At 57.4% G+C, this 20,190-nt stretch carries 15 protein-coding genes; 5 read left to right on the top strand and 10 right to left on the bottom strand.

Going from position 1 to position 20,190, the window contains the following annotated elements:
• Nucleotides 1–118: 118 nt before the first annotated feature.
• The gene (locus QUE89_RS05985; RefSeq protein WP_286222307.1) at nt 119–1,144 is read left to right on the top strand and encodes an NADP-dependent oxidoreductase; all 1,026 of its coding nucleotides are present in this window, start codon (nt 119–121) and stop codon (nt 1,142–1,144) included.
• Between the two features lie 31 nt (nt 1,145–1,175).
• Here QUE89_RS05985 and QUE89_RS05980 read toward each other — a convergent pair whose 3' ends face one another.
• From QUE89_RS05980 to QUE89_RS05955, 6 genes are read right to left on the bottom strand one after another with little or no spacing between them, the layout of a single operon-like run.
• Nucleotides 1,176–2,141, bottom strand: a complete 966-nt coding sequence (locus tag QUE89_RS05980) for an NAD(P)H-quinone oxidoreductase (protein ID WP_434784101.1) — start codon at nt 2,139–2,141, stop codon at nt 1,176–1,178.
• A 32-nt stretch (nt 2,142–2,173) separates the two neighbouring features.
• Nucleotides 2,174–3,295, bottom strand: coding sequence for a tRNA-queuosine alpha-mannosyltransferase domain-containing protein (locus QUE89_RS05975; protein WP_286222305.1), 1,122 nt, complete (start codon nt 3,293–3,295; stop codon nt 2,174–2,176).
• 14 nt (nt 3,296–3,309) lie between these two features.
• Entirely contained in the window at nt 3,310–5,040 is a 1,731-nt protein-coding gene (locus tag QUE89_RS05970) for a sugar phosphorylase (RefSeq protein WP_286222304.1), read from the bottom strand.
• Nucleotides 5,037–6,260, bottom strand: a complete 1,224-nt coding sequence (locus tag QUE89_RS05965; protein WP_286222303.1) for a glycosyltransferase family protein — start codon at nt 6,258–6,260, stop codon at nt 5,037–5,039. Before QUE89_RS05965 ends, QUE89_RS05970 begins: the two co-directional genes overlap by 4 nt.
• Before the next feature lie 32 nt (nt 6,261–6,292).
• Nucleotides 6,293–7,096, bottom strand: a complete 804-nt coding sequence (locus QUE89_RS05960) for an HAD-IIB family hydrolase (protein ID WP_286222302.1) — start codon at nt 7,094–7,096, stop codon at nt 6,293–6,295.
• A gap of 15 nt (nt 7,097–7,111) precedes the next feature.
• Nucleotides 7,112–8,047: a hypothetical protein gene (locus tag QUE89_RS05955; protein WP_286222301.1), complete on the bottom strand. Its 936-nt coding sequence runs from the start codon at nt 8,045–8,047 to the stop codon at nt 7,112–7,114.
• 76 nt (nt 8,048–8,123) lie between these two features.
• Here QUE89_RS05955 and QUE89_RS05950 point away from each other — a divergent pair, with 76 nt between their 5' ends.
• The gene (locus tag QUE89_RS05950) at nt 8,124–9,578 is read left to right on the top strand and encodes a protein adenylyltransferase SelO (protein ID WP_286222300.1); all 1,455 of its coding nucleotides are present in this window, start codon (nt 8,124–8,126) and stop codon (nt 9,576–9,578) included.
• A gap of 96 nt (nt 9,579–9,674) precedes the next feature.
• Here the strand turns inward: QUE89_RS05950 and QUE89_RS05945 are convergent, their stop codons facing one another.
• Nucleotides 9,675–11,189: a fumarate hydratase gene (locus QUE89_RS05945; protein ID WP_286222299.1), complete on the bottom strand. Its 1,515-nt coding sequence runs from the start codon at nt 11,187–11,189 to the stop codon at nt 9,675–9,677.
• Nucleotides 11,190–11,429: 240 nt separating this feature from the next.
• On the opposite strand from QUE89_RS05945, the gene QUE89_RS05940 reads away from it, so the two are divergent.
• Together QUE89_RS05940 and QUE89_RS05935 are read left to right on the top strand one after the other, a co-directional pair.
• Nucleotides 11,430–12,203 (top strand): enoyl-CoA hydratase, encoded by a 774-nt coding sequence (locus tag QUE89_RS05940; RefSeq protein ID WP_286222298.1) that lies wholly within the window; start codon nt 11,430–11,432, stop codon nt 12,201–12,203.
• Between the two features lie 294 nt (nt 12,204–12,497).
• Nucleotides 12,498–15,284 carry an MECDP-synthase gene (locus tag QUE89_RS05935; protein WP_286222297.1) on the top strand — a complete coding sequence of 929 codons (2,787 nt, stop codon included), beginning with the start codon at nt 12,498–12,500 and terminating at the stop codon, nt 15,282–15,284.
• Between the two features lie 68 nt (nt 15,285–15,352).
• Here the strand turns inward: QUE89_RS05935 and QUE89_RS05930 are convergent, their stop codons facing one another.
• Nucleotides 15,353–16,411 (bottom strand): CaiB/BaiF CoA transferase family protein, encoded by a 1,059-nt coding sequence (locus QUE89_RS05930; RefSeq protein ID WP_286222296.1) that lies wholly within the window; start codon nt 16,409–16,411, stop codon nt 15,353–15,355.
• Between the two features lie 197 nt (nt 16,412–16,608).
• On the opposite strand from QUE89_RS05930, the gene QUE89_RS05925 reads away from it, so the two are divergent.
• The gene (locus QUE89_RS05925; protein WP_286222295.1) at nt 16,609–17,628 is read left to right on the top strand and encodes an AraC family transcriptional regulator; all 1,020 of its coding nucleotides are present in this window, start codon (nt 16,609–16,611) and stop codon (nt 17,626–17,628) included.
• Nucleotides 17,629–17,634: 6 nt separating this feature from the next.
• Here the strand turns inward: QUE89_RS05925 and QUE89_RS05920 are convergent, their stop codons facing one another.
• Both QUE89_RS05920 and QUE89_RS05915 read right to left on the bottom strand, forming a co-directional pair.
• Nucleotides 17,635–18,492: a hypothetical protein gene (locus tag QUE89_RS05920; protein WP_286222294.1), complete on the bottom strand. Its 858-nt coding sequence runs from the start codon at nt 18,490–18,492 to the stop codon at nt 17,635–17,637.
• A 5-nt stretch (nt 18,493–18,497) separates the two neighbouring features.
• Nucleotides 18,498–19,922 (bottom strand): DNA recombination protein RmuC, encoded by a 1,425-nt coding sequence (locus QUE89_RS05915; protein WP_286222828.1) that lies wholly within the window; start codon nt 19,920–19,922, stop codon nt 18,498–18,500.
• Between the last annotated feature and the right edge of the window lie 268 nt (nt 19,923–20,190).

The raw sequence follows: 20,190 nt of genomic DNA, 5'->3' as shown, positions 1-20,190 counted from the left end.
CCGGCGGCCCAGGGGAATGTAATCAAATGGCCTCGGTTACCTCTTCAGGATGAGAAGTTGACCACAGGCTCATTCTTCTGCACCCTAATCTGGTTTCATTACGCAACCGGAGATCAATGTGAGCGAATATAAAAATCGAGCCATAGTCCTCAAACAGCGCCCGCAAGGGGAAATCCAGGATGGCGATCTGGTCATGGAAGAGCGCTCCGTAAGAGCGCCTGGTGACGGCGAAGTCGTTGCCCAGATTCTTTGGCTATCGCTGGATCCATACATGCGTCCGCGCATGAACGACGCCAAGGGGTACATGGATCCCATTGGTATTGATGAGCCCATCGTGGGCGAGAGTGTTGCCCGCATTGTGGAGTCCCGGTCCGACAAACTGAAGGCTGGTGATCTGGTGACCTGTTATTCAGGCTGGCAGGAATACGTAACCTTCCCCGCCGACGCACCCATGGTCTACAAAATTCACCAGAAGGATAACGTACCTCTGCAAACCTATCTGGGCGTGGCCGGCATGCCGGGCCGCACCGGTTATTGCGGCCTGATGTACGTTGGCCAACCCAAGCCCGGCGAAACCGTGGTGGTCTCTGCTGCCTCGGGCCCGGTTGGCACCGTGGTTGGCCAGACCGCCAAAAACGAAGGCTGCCGTGTTGTCGGCGTTGCAGGCGGTCCGGAGAAATGTGATTTCGTGGTTAACGAGCTGGGCTTTGATGCCTGCGTCGATTACAAGGCGGGCAACCTTGAGGCTGATCTAAAGGCCGCCTGCCCCGACGGCATCGACGTTTATTTCGAGAACGTTGGCGGTGCCGTTACCCGTGCCATTGCGCCTCTGCTGTACAACGGTGCCCGCGTACCCATCTGCGGGTATGTGTCAGCCTACAACGCCACTGATATGGCCTCGGTGGAAACACCCTTCCACGTCCTTAAGGCTTTGGATCCCGTGCCCGAGCATCGTTTTTTCCTCGTCACCGAATGGCAGGACAAGCATCAGGAAATCACGGACTTCCTGACTTCACGCATCGCCAGTGGCGAATTGAAGTACCGGGAAACCATTGCTAAGGGTTTGGAGAATGCCGTTGACGCCTTCAAGGGCATGCTCAACGGCAAGAACTTCGGCAAGCAGCTGGTGCACATCGCTGACTGATTGGTTGGCAGCTGTGTGATAACCGGGAAGGTCAGTCTGAGACCTTCAGCAGAACCTTCCCGGTGTTCTGGTTCTCGGCAACGTAGGCCATCGCCTCTTCAACTTTGGTGATTGGCCATTCGCTATCGATCTGCGGGCGAATCTGCCCGGCGCTCAGCAACGGCCATACGTGCCGGTGCAGCGCCTGCATTACCTTGCCTTTGTCGACCACGGTCCGCGAACGCAGCGTGGAACCAATCAACCGATGACGCTTCACCAGCATGAGCCCCAGATCCACCTCGGCTTTGCGGCCGCCCATCAAGCCAATCAAGACGATCCGGCCATCCACGTTCAGGACTTTTTGGTCCTCGCCGATGTAACTGCCACCCACCGGGTCCAGCACCATATCAACGCATCCCCAGCTCTTAACCGCCTCCACAAAAGAACCGTCGTTGCGATTCCAGATACCTGTCGCGCCCAACTGCTGACAAACTTCCAGCTTTGCTGCATCGCCCGCGGTCGCAAACACCGGGTTGCCAAACGCTGTTGCCAGCTGGATAACGGCCGTACCCAGGCCGCTCGCTCCGGCATGAAGCAGTAGGCGCTCGCCCGGCTGCAGTTCCGCTTCCTGATAGAGGTTAAGCCAGGCGGTGGCGAACACTTCCGGAATGGCCGCAGCCTGGTCCAGTGAATAGCCTTTGGGCACGGGCAATACCTGAACCGCAGGCACCACCACCTTGGTGGCGTAACCACCGCCAGTCAGCAAGGCGCACACCTCTTGCCCCACTTCCAGGCCACTGACCGACTCACCCAGCGCCGCAACGCGGCCACTGACTTCCAAGCCCATAATATCGGACGCACCCGGCGGTGGTGGATACACCCCGGCCCGTTGCATCAGATCAGCGCGATTGATTGCAGTCCAGACAACATCGATTTCGACATGGTCGGCCGGCAGTTCTGTGTAATCTTCACAGTCCTCCCAGCTGAGTTTGTCTCCGATTACCTTGATCGCTTTCATCATGTCTGAGGTCTCGGTTTTAGAACATCAGCTCAGCATACCCGATGTTTTTCCAGCGTTGTAATGAGAATATTTTCATAAGCGGCCGCAAGCCTGCCCATGCCCCATTCCAAAGGTTTCAGGGGTTCAACAGATTGGTTCAGCATTGCCGTCAGCCGGTCGGCGGCACCGCGCGCTTCGGCTTGGGCATCGTCAGCGACGCTGGGATAGAGCTGCGAGGGTGGCACGTATTCGGGATAGGCCAACCGGTCAGGTGCCAGGGCGAGGCAGCCGGAAGCCATAGCCTCGAGCATCGACAGCCCCTGGAAATCGTGCAATGCCGTGGAAATCACCACATCTGCCTGGTGTAGAAGCTGATCGTAATCCGAGCGCTTGGGCAGAAAGCCCCACTGTTCGAGCCGGTGGCCATGACGCTGGCGAATGGCGTCAAACGCCTCCGGCTGCTGCCGAAAGGTTCGCCCCACCACGCTCAGACGAAAATCCTGGCCCCGCTTTTCCAGCTCATCCAACAGCAACAACAGGCGATCCGGCCCCTTGTCGTATTCCCATCGATGATTCCACAACAAATGCGGACAGGTTCGGTTCAGGGGCTCCGTGCGATTTACGAACAGGCGGTCCTCAATAGGAACGGGTAACACCTCGGCTTTTTCCGCCAGCTGGCCCAGTGTCTCAGTGGGCACACCATCGGGCAGCTTGCGAAAGAGTTGGGCTACCCCCTCCAGAAAACTGCGACGATTCCAGTCACTGTTGAACAGGACAACATCGGCGGCAAGGGCACTGTAGAGATTTACCATTTGCGGGTCGACGCTGGCGTGCTGCCCTTGCGACTCCGGGTAGGCAAACTGGTTTTCATGCATGTAGAGGACGGCAGGCGTTGCAGCCAGGTGTGGGTGCAGGCCTCGGATGGAAACCAGATCCACCATGGAGGTCACCAGCAGCAGATCCCATCGCTGTTGGATCAGGGGCTCGTTGAGCCAGGTGAGTGCGTTTCCCCGAATCCGCCAGCGGAAGAAGCGCGCTGGAAGGGTCAGTGTCTGCCAGTCGAAGTTCGGCTGGCTGTCGACCAGTTGCTCCCGCCAGCGCCGGTGGCTGTCGGCATCATAGGCGGAAAGCAGCAGGATGCGGGGTTTATCGGCTCTGATCGTGTCGGGCATGCAGGCATTCTGCCCTACTCCCGATTCGACAACCAGACGCTCTGGTAGGGTTTCAGGGTAATGCTGCCCGACTGGTCGTCGATGGTCATGCCCGAGATCAGGTCCACCCACTCATCGGTGCCAATCAGGTTGATGTCACTCAAAGCCACCTGCTGGATTTCGTTGCTGATGTTATGGATGCAGAAGATGGACTGGTCCCGCCGCATGCTCTGGCGCCAGAATCCAAATAGCTGCAGGCCAAGGTGCAGGGTGAACTGGGTGGCGTTGGGGTGAAAAGCTGGCTGTTTACGGCGAATGGCGATCAGTCGCTTCAATTCGTGAAAGGCCTTGCTGTGATGAGCCAGCGGATCCGCCAGCGTCTGCTCCAGCTTATCCAGCTGCCACTGACTCCGATTGATCGATCGCAGCCGGCCGGTGTTCTCAACCCTCTCCAGATCGTTTTCCGTGGCTAGAAGGCTGTGAATGTAAAACGCCGGAATGCCCTCCAGGGCGAGCATCACGGTATGGGCACAAATAAACCGCTGGAACTGCCAGTGATCAACACCGGATTCCGCGGTGCCCTTAAGAGCGTCGTACAAGGCAATGTTGATCTCATAAGGCTGGTCCCGACCATCCGCGGTGCGCCGGTAGGACACCTTGCCGCCGAAGGAATCCATGGTGTTGATCAGCCGCTGCTTCTCTTCCTCGCTCAACAGGCCGTCGGTCGGCCGCATACCTATGCCGTCGTGTGAGGCAATAAAGTTCAGATAGGTGGTGCCGATCTGCGCCGGCGGCATGCTCATCAGCCAGGTTTTCAGATGCCGGCAGTTACCGGTCACCAGGGTATTGATCAGCAGCGGCGGCAACGAGAAGTTGTAAATGACGTGGGCTTCGTTAGCGTTGCCAAAGTAAGTCAGGTTCTCGCGGTTGGGCACGTTGGTCTCGGTGATCACCACCGCCGAGGGGCTGTGATGTTCGATCAGCAATCGCAAAATCTTGATCAGTTCGTGGGTCTGCTGCAGGTGAATGCAGGAGGTGCCCGGCTCTTTCCAGAGGAACGCCACCGCATCCAGCCGAAACACGATCACTCCGTGCTCCAGATACTGCCGGATGATACCGGCAAACTCGATCAGGACCTGGGGGTTGGCGAAGTTCAGGTCGACCTGGTCTTCACTGAACGTGCACCAAACGTGGCGCTCACCGTCCTCAGTCTGCACGGGGTTCAGCAGCGGCGAGGTTCGGGGCCGTACCACGGCACTCAGATCATCCCGTGGGTTGCCCTCAAAAAAGTAGTCCTTGCCCGGATCCACCCGCTTGCGGAAATTCTCAAACCAACGGCTTCGAGCCGACATGTGATTGATCACCAGATCCGCCATCAGCTTGAAGTCGGCGGCAATGGCTTCAACATGCTCCCAGGTACCATGGGACTCGTTAACCGCCAGGTAATCCATCACGGAAAATCCATCATCCGAACTGAATGGAAAGAACGGCAGGATGTGCACCGTGGAAACACTGTCTTCCAGGCAATCCCTCAGAAACTGATGCAGGGTGGCCAGCGGCTTCTGGTCCGCCTGCTTTACCGAATCGGCGTAGGTGATCAGGACCACATCGGCCTCATCCCAATTGTTCTGGTGTGCCTGTGGTGGCGGTTGATCAGGCTCCAGCCCCATGGTTTTCAGCAGCTGATCTGCCAGGCCATCGCACTCCAGATCCGGGTAAACGGTGGTCAGCAGAGACCCCAGTTTTGCTTTCAGCACCTGGGTCATGGTCGGAATTCCTGGTTATCGAGCTCCACGGCTTCCAGTAGTTGTTCCTTGATGTCCGGAATCGCACTGGTCACCCGGTTCCAGCTTGGAATGAACGGCGTGTCCATGGGATTGTCGAGAAAATAGGCGCCGGCGCGCATCACGTTTTGAGCGAAAAGCTCGACCGCTTTCTCTTCCTTGTGGCGATCGAAAGTCAGGCCATTGATGATGGCATCGTTCTGGTAGGTCTCGACAAAATCCAGGGCAATGCGGAAGTAGGAGGCCTTGATGGTCCGAAACTTCTCCGAAGAAAAAATCTCGCCGTTAGTGGCCAGCTTTCGGAACAGCGCTTTGGAAATGTCCATGCTCATCTTGGACAAGCCACGGCTGGCGTCTTCCGCCGACAATTCCTGGTGTTTGTGATCGTAGACATCGGCAATGTCCACCTGGCACAGACGGTTGGTGGCGTAGTTGCGCTTCATCTCGGACAACACGCCGACCTCCAGGCCCCAGTCGCTGGGAATGCGCAGGTCATTGATGACATCAGTACGAAAGGAAAACTCACCCGCCAGTGGGTAACGATAGCTGTCGAGATAATCCAGAAAGTCGCTGGGGCCGCATACCTTCTTCAGGGCGCGAATCAGCGGCGTCACCAGCAGCCGACTGACCCGGCCATTCATTTTGCCATCGGCAACACGGGCGTAATAGCCTTTACAGAACATGTAGTTGAAGCCCGGGTTGGCGACGGGGTAGATCAATCGGGCCACCAGGTCCCGCGAATAAGTCAGGATGTCGCAATCGTGCAGCGCCACGGACTTGCTCACACCTGAGGCCAGAACATAGCCAAAGCAGTACCAGACATTTCGCCCCTTGCCCATCTCCGTGGGCGCCAGGTTCTGCTCTCGCAGCTTCAGGTCCAGATCCCTCAGCCGTGGGCCATCGTTCCACAACACCTTGAAGTTTTGGGGCAGCTCCGAAAAATATTCCAGGGCGTGGCGATACTGCTCCTCATTGGCGCGATCAAGGCCAATGACGATCTGATCCAGATACGGCACCTTGGTGAGTTCGTGCACGATGTTCTTGAGCGCTGGCCCTTCCAGCTCGGAATAGAGCGAAGGTAAAACCAGGGACATGGGGCGGGCCTTGCGGAACTCCATCAGTTCCGCCTCCAGGTCCTCCACGGGCCGACGAACTAGGTTATGCAGGGTGGTGACAATGCCATTCTGGTAAAAGTCGCCCATGGCGGCTCTCCTCTTTGGAACCGGTATTCTTGTTAGTAGCCGTACTCAAACAGGAGATTGAGCACGCACTCATTCCAGCCATCCGGGCCGGGCTTGAGGGAGCGCATGGCGTGCTTGGCCGATGGCAGCTGCACGTCGTCACTGTGGACGCCTCGAATCACAACCGGGATATCCGCCGACTCCAGCATTTGCTGATCGTTGGGGCTGTCTCCCAGGGCAATGGCAACTACCGGCTGCTCACCATAGTGCTCCCGGTATTTACCCAGCAAAAAGTGGACCCCATCGGCTTTATCGAACACACCCATGGCGTGATAAAACCGTCCGCCCTGCACCAGGCGCAGGTTTTCGGCCATCAGGGCTGTGTGAAATTCAGCGAGTTCATCGTCTGGGCCTTCCCACAACAGGGGCTCGGTTCCGAGCCGGTCCTTGGCCATCTCAGCGGATGTTTCATCAAGCCCGGTCAGCTCAGCCAATTCCTTGGCCGACATGTCCTCAAAGCCCTTGAACCGGGCACCGGCCTTGCGTTGAGCCGCCAGCACCGCCAGGACATCTGCCCGGGATGCCCCAAAATTAACCACCTGTTCTTCCGCATTGCCGAAAGTGCCGGCCGGAATCACCACCGCTGCACCGTTTTCGACAATGAAAGGCGCGCCGTTACCCAGTTCTTGGCGCACCTTGCGGATCTCCGGGGCGGTTTTGCTGGAGTTGAGGATTAAAGGAATTCCGGCCTGATCAAGCCGCTTAAGCGCAGGCGCGGCCGCCTCCCAGCGGTAGTTCTCGTGGTTGAGAAGAGTGCCATCCAGGTCAGATATGATCAGTAGCTTCGGCTTGGTCATGGGAATACTCCGTTACTAGGTTCGGAACTGCGGCAACCCAAGGGAATGATCCTCAGCCACCTCAATCAACGCATTGGCTCGTTCGGGCATTTCAGTCAGGCAGGCACGGGTGACGCGCTCGTAGTGCATGATGAACCGGTCCACCTCGGCATCGGTCATAATGCGCAATGATTGGGCGGCGCCGGAACCCTCGCCCGCTTTTGGTGCGTTTTTAATCTTTTCTGCCAGCTTATGTTCCTGCAGCTTTCGCCATTCCCGGACACTGTCCATAGACGGGGCTTTCAGCATCACCAGCGTGTCCAGGTCATCGAAGAACCGGCGGTAGCTGCCCTTCAGACAGTCGTTCACCGTTCTGCGCCAAATACCCTCCATGTCATCTTCAGACTCCAGAGGGTTTAGTGGCTGGTCCAGAGCCTGATCCGGCTCGGGCCGCGCGCCCACACACCAACCTTCGAGCAGGATCACCTGCGCCGGCCCCTGGAATACAGGCCATTCAGCGCGTGGAACCCGGTCATCGACAGACTTGTCAAACATCGGGATGGGTGTCTGGTCGGTCGGCTGCGCAGCTCGAAGCTGCTCGATCACCTGCTGACCCAACTCGACATCGTGGGTGCCGGGCACGCCCCGGGTGCGAAACAGGGGATGAACCCGGTCGGCAAGTTCGCACCGCTCAGCTCTGGTAAGGTAGATATCATCCAGCGAAAAACTGGCGGTTGGGCAGTGATAGTGCTTGCCCAGGATCTCCGTCAGGAACAGCGCCAGAGTCGATTTCCCGGTGCCTTGGGCGCCGTGTATGCCAACCACAATGGTCCGGTTGGCACTGCGCTGCAGCGCGACAAGGTGCTCAACCAATGGGAGTATGGTCTGTTCGGCGGTGTTCACGTAGGTGTCAGGAAGCGCCTCCTGCTTGATCAGGGCGTTGAGGGTTTGTCTCAGCTCAGATTCAGACACGATGTTGGAGTCCCGGCAGTCGATGAATGGTTAATAAGCACAGCAGTATTCGTACCAGTGGGAGTATAGGCATTTTATGAGCAACAACGATTTTCGAGTTGAACATCGCTACTTGGAACTCCCGGACAGTTTCTACACCCGCGTTCAGCCCAGCCCCCTGAAAGACGCCCGTATGGTGTGCTTCAATCACGCGCTGGCCGACGACATGGGCTTTCACACCGAAAACGCCGACGAGTGGACCCAGATCGGCGCCGGCGCCGAACTCCTGGAGGGCATGGACCCGGTAGCGATGAAGTACACCGGTCACCAGTTCGGCATGTACAACCCGGAATTGGGCGATGGCCGTGGGCTGTTACTCTGGGAGACCGTCGGGCCGGATGGCCGGCGCTGGGACTGGCATTTGAAAGGGGCCGGTACTACGCCCTATTCCCGGTTTGGCGACGGGCGGGCCGTGCTTCGTTCAACCATGCGGGAGTACTTGTGCAGTGAGGCCATGGCCGGACTGGGCATTCCCACCACGCGAGCTTTGTTCATGGTCAGTGCGAAGGACCCTGTGCGTCGTGAAACCATCGAAACGGCAGCCGCACTCGTCCGCGTGGCCGAGAGCCACATCCGCTTTGGCCACTTTGAATTTGCCGCCCATCACGAAGGCCCGGAAACCGTCAAAACTCTGCTTGAGCATGTGATCGCCCTGCACTTCCCGCATTTGATCGGGCTTTCGGAGGAAGAGCGACACCAGCGCTGGTTCGAAGAGGTGGTGGAGCGCACCGCCCGGATGATCGCAGACTGGCAGGCCGTCGGTTTCTGTCACGGCGTAATGAATAGCGACAACATGTCGATCATCGGCGACACCTTCGATTACGGCCCCTACGCCTTCCTTGATGACTTTGACGCCGGCTACATCTGCAACCACACCGACCAGGGCGGCCGTTACGCGTACAACCGGCAACCGCAGATCGGCTTCACCAATTGCCGGTATCTGGCCAACGCGTTGTTGCCGGTGATGAACGAGGATGCGGTACGCCGGGGACTGCGCCGCTACGAGGTGGCCTACAACGACCGGTTCCTGCAGAACATGCGGGACAAGCTGGGCTGGCATCAGGAGCATGAGTCTGATCTGGGCCTAATCATGGACACCTTCAGCATGCTGCATGAGCACCATGTGGATTACACCGGTTTTTTCCGGGCACTCTCCAACCTTCGCAGACACGGCGACAAGCCGGTACTGGACTTGTTTGTGGACCGCAGTACCGCCAGCGACTGGCTGCAGCGCTATGAACAGCGGCTCCAGGCGGAAAGCCGATCCGACGAGGCCCGGGATTCAGCGATGCGTGCAGTGAACCCCAAGTACGTGTTGCGAAACTACCTGGCCCAGCAGGTGATCCAGGAGGCCCAGAACGGCGATTACGCACCCATGCACGAATTACTGAAAGTGCTGGAACATCCGTTTGACGAACACCCCGAACACGAGCAATACGCCGCGCCACCTCCGGACTGGGGCAAGCACATGAACATCAGCTGCTCGTCCTGAGCAATCTCGATGACAAGTACCCGCCATAAAACAGCGGTCATAAAAAAGGGTGAAGCCTGAGCTTCACCCTTTTTTGTTTTCCGACAGAGAAACCGATCAGACGGCCTTGGCCGCGATAATCTTCTCCTGCCACTCGGCCGGACCGGTCTGATGCACCGAGGAACCGCGAGAATCCACCGCTACGGTAACCGGCATGTCCTCAACCTCGAACTCGTAAATGGCTTCCATACCCAGTTCCGGGAAGGCAACCACTTCGGCGTTCTTGATGGCTTTGGAAACCAGGTAGGCGGAGCCACCCACGGCCATCAGGTACACCGCGCCAAACTCGCGAATGGCGTCGATAGCCACCTGACCACGCTCGGCCTTGCCGATCATCCCGGTCAGGCCAGTCTTCTCCAGCATGGTGTGGGTGAACTTGTCCATCCGCGTTGCGGTGGTGGGGCCAGCAGGACCAACCACCTCCTCTCGTACCGGGTCAACCGGGCCCACGTAATAGATGAAGCGGCCTTTCAGATCGACCGGCAATTCTTCGCCCTTGTCGATCATATCAACCATCTTCTTGTGGGCAGCGTCACGGCCGGTCAGCATCTTGCCCGACAGCAGTACAGTTTCACCCGGCTGCCAGTCTTTCACGTCTTCCGGAGTGACCGTATCCAGGTTCACCCTGCGAACGTTCTCACTTACTTCCCAGGTGATTTCCGGCCAGTCCTCAAGGCTCGGCGGTGTCTGCAGCGACGGACCGCTGCCATTCAACGTGAAGTGCGCGTGACGGGTGGCAGCGCAGTTCGGGATGATCGCCACCGGCTTGTTAGCGGCGTGGGTCGGATAATCCTTCACCTTCACATCCAGAACGGTAGTCAGACCGCCAAGGCCCTGGGCGCCAATGCCCAGATCATTGACCTTATCGAACAGCTCAAGACGCAGTTCTTCGGACCGGTTGGATGCGCCACGGGCCTGAAGGTCGTGAATATCGATCGGGTCGAGCAGCGACTCTTTGGCCAATTGCATGGCCTTCTCAGCGGTACCGCCGATACCGATGCCGAGCATACCAGGCGGACACCAGCCAGCACCCATCTGCGGCACCATCTTCAGCACCCAATCCACGACAGAATCGGACGGATTCAGCATGGCGAACTTGGATTTGGCTTCGGACCCGCCGCCTTTGGCGGCCACGTGCACTTCTACCGTATCGCCCGGCACCATCTTGTAATGAATGATGGCCGGGGTGTTGTCGCCAGTGTTCGAACGCTTGCCGTCCGGATCGTCCAGAATGGAGGCGCGCAGCACGTTGTCCGGATGGGTATAGGCGCGACGTACACCCTCGTTGATCACATCATCCAGCGGCAGTTCGCAGTCCCACTGGACGTTCATGCCGATGTTTACAAACACCGTCACGATTCCCGTGTCCTGACACAGCGGCCGGTGGCCTTCCGCGCACATGCGCGAGTTGATCAGGATCTGCGCCATGGCGTCCTTGGCCGCCTGAGACTCTTCCCTCTGGTAAGCCTCGTGCACGCTATCGATGAAATCCTTCGGGTGGTAATAGGAAATGAACTGCAGCGCGTCCGCTACGCTTTCAATCAGGTCGTCCTGGCGGATTACCGTGGTCATAGGCGCCTCATCAGCTAGATGTCGTTGTTTGGTGTCGCGATATAAAAGAGGCCGAGAGTTTACCAGAAAATCCATCAGGCGCGGCATCCGGCCAAAGGTAAAGCCGAGTACAAAAGCTGTAACAGCCCGCCGCTAAAAAGCTATCATGCTAACGAAATTATAATTACTCTCTGAAAACCACGCCTGAACGCAAGCCTTACTAAAAAGCACCTAACAACAATCATCTGAACCGGAGGCCCAATGACTGACCTCATCCTGACCGAGCAAGCCGATCGCATCCTGACCGTGCGCATTCATCGGCCAGACCGTAAGAACGCCCTGACCCACGCCATGTACACCGCCCTCGGTGACGCCCTGGAACAGGCCGAAAACAATCCAGATATCCGCTGCGTCCTGTTTACCGGAAGCGACGACTGCTTCACCGCCGGAAACGATCTCGGCGAATTCGCTGCAGGCTTGCCCGGTGCCTTTGAAGATACACCGGTCGGCCGATTTTTACTGTTGCTGGCCAGCGCCACAAAACCGATCGTAGCTGCAGTTAATGGCCCAGCGGTTGGCATCGGGACCACCATGCTATTGCATTGCGACATGGTATTCGCTGGCGCCAACACCCACTTTCAGATGCCATTCGTCAACCTCGGCCTGTGTCCGGAGGGCGCCTCCAGCCTTTTGCTGCCGTCCTGGCTGGGCCGGGTGCGCGCTGCTGAGCTACTGATGCTGGGCGATGCTTTTACTGCTGACGATGCGGCCCGCCTGAGCCTAATTAACCGGGTGTGCGATCCAACCAAAACTGAAGCCACAGCCCGGGAGATTTGCTCGAGACTTTCCAAGCAAGCACCGGCGGCGATGCGCGCCACGAAAGAACTGCTTAACAGACCAATTCAAGCCGAACTCAAGGACACCATGATTGCGGAAGGCAAACGGTTTGCCGACCTGCTGAAGGCACCAGAAGCAGCAGAAGCGTTCAAGGCGTTCGGGGAAAAGCGGAACCCGGATTTTTCGACCTTCAAATAGGCGGGCGACCAACACCTCATTGCTCGACAAACCGCTCAGCGCCAACTATTTTGCAATTTGGCCAATCTCCATTCGTGCGTGGAGTATTCAAAGCGAAAGAATCACACTTTCGGCTGATCAACACTTGCCATACTGGCGCTATAGTCGAAGCTACAGAAATTGGCTTAATGCGCTGGCTACAATTTCAGACAACAGTTAAAAGCAGAACAGGCCACTGACAACGGGCTTACCGGATCAGACCGGCCCCGTCAGCTGCCGAATATAACGACACAACAACAGGAAAAGGTTCCACCCATGTTCAAGAAAACTCTAATAAGCGTTGCCGTGGCGTCTTCCCTTGGACTTACAGGCTGCTTCGATAGCGGCGATTCGGGGAGTAATGCGAATCCGGACTACAAAATAACTGACACCACCATCGATCAGAGCTTGGTGCGTCCGATTTTCGATCCAATTCTTACGTCTCCCGATTTCGACATTCCGGCAAACTTTGACCTGGTGTTGCTGCTGGGTGCGGGCCAAAGCGCCAATTTCGACTTTACAGGTTTCACCACCGGCACAGATCCGGCTTCCGATACCATCAACGACCTTGACGGCTTCTCCACCTCCAGCCAGATCGACGTTCGTTTTAATGGATCGCTGGACGCTTCCACTGTTGTTGCCGGCCAGACAGTACACCTTGTTCCGATCAACATGCTGCCGGTATCAGCCAACACCCCTAGCATTGAGTTGACCGCGAACCCTTCTTACATCGACACGTCAGATCCGTTCGATCTCACTAAATTTGCGACACAGGACGTCCGCACCGAAGTGATTTCCTTGGACGGTGGCTCTGACAACGTCATTCGTGTTACTCCGCTAAAGCCGCTTGAGGATCAGACCAAGTATCTGGTCATTGTTACTGGTGGTGTGAAAGGCGCTGACGGCCAGTCAACAGCTCCCTCGGTGCCCTATTCTCAAATGGCAGGAGACGGTCCGCTGGGCAACCCTGCGTTCCAGACTATTCGTGACGTAATACAGGGTGGCCAGGGTCTGGCCGAAGCCTGGCTGGCGGCAAACTCAATTGATGCCGATGTCACTCTGGCTTACACCATGACCACCACCAACACCAAGACTTCGCTGCATGCAGTCACCTCGCCAGCAACGTTCTTGACTCAGCTTGGTGAAGAAGTTGTTCTGTACTCAGCTCTGCAAGTTGTTCGCGAGAACCTGCCTGCTGGCTCCACTGCATCAACAGTTTTCGCTGCGTTAGCTGACGCTTTGAGCGCGGATCCCCAAAACCTTGAGCTAGCACAGAAGGTTGGCGCAGCAGTTGCCCCTTACCAGACTGACCCCACTCTAGGTCAGCAGGTAGTCGGATCAGCCGTTCCCGGCTTGCCTTTCCCACAGCCACGAACAGCTGCTTTCTACAGTGGCACCACCCGCACTGCAGATAATCTGGCAGCCGTGCAGGCTTCTGGAAACGTTCCTCTCCAGACCGCTGCAGCAGCAACAAACGTGACCGAAGGCGCGATTGAACTTCCATACTACGTAGAGCTGCCAGGTTCTGATGGAGCAGGCTTAGTAGAGGGCATGTGGCGCGGCAGCACGACGCTGGAAACTACACTGAATGCAACAATTACAGCGTTCCGAGATAGCGGCAATCCCGATTACGCCAACCTGTCGAACTTTGAGTTCCCCCGGGACATTGACGGTACACTAAACGTGACCCAGTACATGCCGTTCCCTCAGGAGAACGGTAAAGTTGCAGTTCCTGCAACGGCGTTCTACCCAAGCAACCCGGCAGCTTGCCCCGGTGGCATTACCGACGTTGTGATCTTCCAGCACGGTATTACAGTTGATCGAAGCGTTGCGACTATCCCTGCGATCAATCTCACCGCTCAAACCCTGGGTGGAGGTGACTGTGTCGCAACCATTGCGATCGACCAACCACTTCATGGCCTCGGCGGCAGCACGGTCGGCACAGTACCCGGACTCAATCCTGCCAGCTCCTACGTGGATCCTGCAGACTTTCCGAATGCAGATTTTGTCGGCGAACGCCATTTCAATTACACCGCAATTCCAGGCACGCTTACGCCGGAACAGCAGTCTGACATTACTCAGATTGAATCTGGTAGCTTGGCGATTAACATCGGCAGCCTGCAAACGACACGAGACACTCTTCGCCAGGGTGTTGTAGATTTATTGAACCTGGCCGCAACCATCAAGTCAGGAGCATTTGACATCGATGGCGATGCTGGCACCTACGGCCCTACTAGCTTGCAAGGCGCGACCTTCCACTTCGTGGGACATTCTCTGGGCGGGATCACCGGTACCACGTTCGCCAGCCTTGTTGAGAACGCGACATTGCGCGGGGCCTACGCAGGAATTCCAGGTGTCGACGCTTTCTACCCGAACCTCAGCTCCATCTCTCTGATGAATACCGGTTCGCAACTGAGCAAGCTTGCTGAGAACTCTCCGGCATTCTCCGGCGCAATCTTGGGCGGCCTGTCAGCGGAAACCGGCGGAACCGTGGTTCAGGGAACATCGGCTTTTGAGACCTTCCTGTACGTGTGGCAGTCGGCAGTCGATACCACTGACCCAGTTAGCTACTCTCAAAACCTTGGCGCGAGCATTGCCGCAGCCGGAGATACTAGCATCCTGCTTTCTGAAGTAGTGGGTGACCTGACGGTTCCAAATGAAGCCAACATTTCGCCATTCGGTCAGGCACTGTCTGCTCCTTTGGCAGGCACAGAGCCCCTGATGGCCCTGATCAACCTTGGAGCAGGCGTTGAACCTCTGACCGATGGAGACATAATCTCGGCAAGCAGCCCGAATACGGTTCTGCCGGTCGCGAATGCCGCGTCATTCTTCTTTGGTGCGCAGCCTTGTACAACGGCAAATCACGGCACATTTGTTGCCCCTGCAACACCAGCTGATCCGGATGACCAAGTCTGCCCGAACGGATCTGATACCGGCGACGCCTTTGCTGAGATGATTACCGAAGTGATTGGCAACATCACCGCTCAATCCATCCCGGTCGCAAACTCCGGCGTACTCGGCGATAGCCCGACCATTGACTCGGCGCTGGATCAAAACCAGTAAACTAGAAGCAACCCAACCAAAAACCCCGGCAATCGCCGGGGTTTTTCTTTTCCTGTGTCGTTTTTTTCCTAACAGAGCTTAATCGGACTACTGACCTGCTTCTGCATCACCCCATCCCCCCGATCAACCTCAATCACCATACCCCTGGCCTTCAACTGCGGATGCTCCGCCGCCTCCGAAATCGTCAGCACCGGCTCCACACAAGCGTCCTGATCCGCGAAAATCTCCTGCCATTCAGCCAACGTCTTTTCAGCCACCTTTTCCTTGAGCGCCGCTTTCAATAGCTGTTGCTGCTCAGGCTCCTGACTCAGCGCATATCCCTTCATCTCAGCTAGCCCCAACGTATCGCACAGCCTTGCAGAGAACTGCGGCTCCAGACTGCCAATAGACAGCCAGCGGTTGTCCTGGGTTCGGTAATAATCGTAGAAAGAACCACCGTTTAGCAACGCACCCTCCGGCTTCTGCTCCTGCCCTCCTGCCAGGCTGGCGGCGCCGGCCATGGCATTCATGGCGAAGGCAGCGTCGGTCATGCTTATATCAATGAACTGCCCTTCGCCGGTCTGTTGCCGGTTTATAACGGCCGCCAGGATTCCCATGACCGCATGGTGGGAGCCTCCGGCCACATCTGCTACCTGGATGCCCAGAGGTGGCGGACCACTGTCTACGCGGCCGCAGTGGCTGCTGACGCCCGCCAGCGCGAGGTAATTGATGTCGTGGCCAGCGCGATCGCGATAGGGGCCAGTCTGACCGTAGCCGGTGATGGCGCAGTAGATCAGCTTTGGGTTGATGGCTTTCAGTGTCTCGTAGCCAATCCCCAGACGATCCATTACGCCGGGCCGGAACTGCTCAACTACGATGTCGTAGCCCTTCACCAGCTCCTTCACCCGCTCTACCGCCTCAGCCTGCTTCAGGTTCAGTGGCAGCGTTTGTTTGCCGCGGGTCAGGTAGGAAAACGCGGTGGCAAATTTGCCATCAAACGGCGGCATTACCTTGGTGAGGTCCACCCGGTCCGGCGCCTCTACCCGCAGCACCTCGGCCCCCATATCGGCCAGCAGCATGGTGGCGTAGGGGCCCGGCAACAGGGTGCTGAAGTCCAGTACTTTCAATGAGGTCAGTGGACCTGCCATGGCTTTCTCCTTTGGTGTTCAGTTTATTATTGTCGGATTTGTCAGTAGATCTCATGCTGCCCGGTTTTGCCTTCGGGGCCAACTGCCTGTTCCTTCAATCCCATTGGCCGATTCTGCCAGCTTGTTGATATTTGGCCAGTTGCATTGTGTCGCGGGGGTTTTATGATGGGGCTCGTTTTCAGGAAATAGCGAGTGACATGTCCAACCTGACGGTTTCAAGACACTTTGTGCAGGCCGCGCTGGAAGGTGCCGAGCGTCTGGGTTTTGATACCCATGAAATGCTGAAAGACGCTGGTATATCCCCGGACCTGCTGCGCATTGAGATGGCTCGGGTCAGCAGTGACCAGTTCAGCCACCTGATGCAGGTTCTGTGGCACCGTCTTGATGACGAATTCATGGGGTTCGGCCCTCGCCGCGCCCCTAGCGGCACCTTCGCCACTATGTGTGCGCTGGTGATTGATTGCCCCACACTGGAGGCGGTTTACCGACAGGCTTACCAGTTTTCCCGGCTCTTCGAGCCGATGGTAACCATGGAGCTGGAAACCAGTGGCGATACGATTCGGCTGGTTACGCGCATGGAAGGCGACATACACGACCCCGGCTACTTCCTTCGCGAGAGCATCCTGGTGATTTGGCACAGACTCGGCAGCTGGCTGATCGGTCAGCCGATAGAATTAACCAAAGCTGAGTTCGCCTATCCCCGGCCGGCTCACGGCGATGAATACCGCCACATTTTCCACTGCCCATTGGCATTCAACTCGGATCGCACCGCCCTCACCTTCGATAAGCGCTTTCTCCGCGCGCCGGTGATTCGGGACAAATCGGAAATGCGCCAGTTCCTGAAGACGTCACCGGCGGACCTGCTGTCCCGTCCTGACGAAAGCAACACGTTCACCGGCAAGATCCGGGCACTGATTGGCCGAGACTTTTCCAAGCCCCTGCCCGATTTCGAATGGATTGCCGCCGAACTGCACACCAGCCCGCAAACACTGCGCAGGCGGTTAAAGCAGGAAAACACATCGTTTCAGGAGATCAAGGATTTGCTGCGTCGGGACATGGCGATCTACTACCTGGGCCGTCCGGAATTACCGATTAACGATATTGCCAGCAAAGTCGGCTTCACCGAGCCATCCACCTTCCACCGGGCATTCAAGAAATGGACAGGAGTTACCCCAGGCGCCTACCGCGAAGGCGAGCGGGGCAACTTGGCTGACTGAAGGTCTTCAGGAACCTGCGGGGTTCTGGAGATTGCGGATCAACTTGCCAAAGGTACGGGCGATTTCCTGAGCCTGGCCCCTATCCAGTGATAGCTGTAACAGGCGTGACCCGTCTCGCGGATCGTACACCCAGCAAGTAGTCGCGGCTGTCTCGCAGGCCCATTCCACCTGGGGATTAACCCCGTAAACCGAGAGGGTCTGAGTGGTTCTCACCATCCGGCCTTCGGCATCACGGCGAATTTCCTGCAGGTTAATGGCACTGGATTCGGCTCGAATCCGGTACTCAACATCAGCCGCTTCATCCAACTGCACAACGGTCTGGTCGGCGCGCCAGCCCGCCACTTCCAGCAGACTGTTCAGATGCAGTACAAGTGCCTCCCGATCAGAGTTGACCAGGTAGAGTTTGCGCAGGGAGGACATCTGCTGGTCTCCGGCCGGCTCAATCACAGCCACTTTATTCGACTCGCCATTACCGTTCTGAGGCGCCGCAGCCTGCTCTTTGCGGGTTTTCTCTACCACAGTGATCAGCTTCAACGCTTTCTGGTAGTGGCCGCCATCTGTTCCGGCACTCTCCACATAAGCTTCCAGCGCTGATTGGGCCTCGTTCAGGTGCCCTGCCTGGTACATTACCCGGCCCCGATAAAAGAAGTAGTCCGCGGGTTTTTGACCTTCAAGTTGCTGAAGCCGGTTGAGGTACTCACCTGCCTCTCCCCAGCGTTCTGCGGTCACCGCCTCTTCTGTCGCCAGCATCAGGCGACGGGTCTCATGCTCCGGAGCCAATGCCCAAGCCTGACCAGCCACCAACGTCGATGCTAGAACCAGCCCCAGAGCCCGCTGCCGGGTCTTTCCGTACGATACTGCCATGACACTCACTCCTGATCGTTATCCGCGCCAATCGCCTGTTCTTCCGGCTCTGGAGAGGCTCCCGCCCTCACATCGTCGGGGTCGTCTTCGGCATCCACTTCCGCCTGATCCATGATGCCCTTGGGCAATTCCTTCTTCACCCGAACACCCAGCTCAACAAACCGGTTAGCCTGGGATATCAGATTGCCGCGCCCACGGGTCAGGGTATTCATGGCGGAATCGTAGGTGCCCTGGGCGGTGTGCAACTGCCCTCCGAGACGCTCCATGGCCTCCACAAACACCCGCAGCTTGTCGTAAACCGCACCGGCGCGCTCGGCAATTCGGCGAGCGTTCTGGCTCTGTCGCTCATACCGCCAAATGTTTTCGATCGTCCGCAGCGTCGCCAGCAAGGTAGTGGGTGTTACCACAATAATCTTTCGCTCAAACGCTTCTGCGAAAAGGTTCTCGTCCTGCTGAAATGCCGCCACAAACGCCGGTTCAATGGGCATGAACAACAGTACAAAATCCGGCGAATGAAGCCCGTGAAGCTGGCTATAATCCTTCTCGCTCAGTGCTCGGATGTGGTTCCGAACCGCCTCCACATGCTGTTTCAAGGCCTCTTCACGCGCTGCTTCGTCCTCTTCGGAAACCCACTGCTGGTAAGCCAGCAGGGACACCTTGGAATCGACAATCAGATTCCGGCTGTCCGGCAGGTAAACCACTACATCGGGCCGAAGCAATTGGTTGTCACCGTCGCGGTAGCTTCCCTGGGTCTCGTACTCCACTCCCTTGCGCAGGCCAGACTTCTCCAGCACTCGCTCAAGAATCAGTTCACCCCAGTTACCCTGGATCTTCTTGTCGCCTTTCAGCGCCCGGGTTAGATTCGAGGCCTCCTCGGTAATCTGTCGATTCAGATCCTGGAGCGACTTGATTTCACTTCGCAGCGCCTGACGATCCCTTGTTTCTGTAGTGTAGACGTCTTCTACCCGCTTGCGGAAATCCTGAAGCTGGTCGCGGAACGGGTTCAGCAGCGTATCCAGGCTGGTGCGAGTCTGCTGGCTGAAGCGCTCACTTTTCTGCTCGAAGATCTTGTTCGCCAGATTCTCAAACTCCTGCTTGAGGGCGTCGCGATTGCGCTCCAGCAGTTCCAGCTTTTCCGAGGTGGCGCGCCGTTCCTTATCCAGTGTCACCTCCTGCTCGCGAAGGGTTACCTGGGCCTCGTGCAACTCGCGGGACAATTCATCCGCGCGCTGCTGCTGGCTGGTCCGCTCCTGCTCGAGCTGGGTGATCCGTGAGCGCCGCCCCTCCAGATCCGATTCCTGCCCGGCAACCCGGTTTTCCAGACCCGTTGCGCGCTGACGCCACTGCTCCAGATCCTGTTCGTGTTTGGTTAGCCGATTCTGCTGCTCCTCAAGCGCCTGCTGCAGGTGCTCCGCCTGTTGCCGCTCCATGGCTCGCTCGTGATGGGCCGTCTGCAGCGACTGCTCAGCCTCGGTGCGGGTCTGCTCCAGCGCCTCAAGCTCCGACGCCAATCTTCGACGTGCCCCGGTACTCCGTACCAACAAGGCTGAAAACGCACACACGCCGACCATCAATACCAGTACCCAGCCAGCCACTGCAGCCGGCTGGGACATCATCAAATCAATGACAGCTTCTGGCACTGCATGCACTCCTGTATCTGCGGCGAAAATCTTTAAAAAACCAGACTGTGAATCAGCG

Source organism: Marinobacter sp. LA51, assembly GCF_030297175.1.
GTDB lineage: Bacteria > Pseudomonadota > Gammaproteobacteria > Pseudomonadales > Oleiphilaceae > Marinobacter > Marinobacter apostichopi.
The sequence above is the reverse complement of the archived record's forward strand: the minus strand, read 5'-3'. Positions and strand labels throughout refer to the sequence as shown.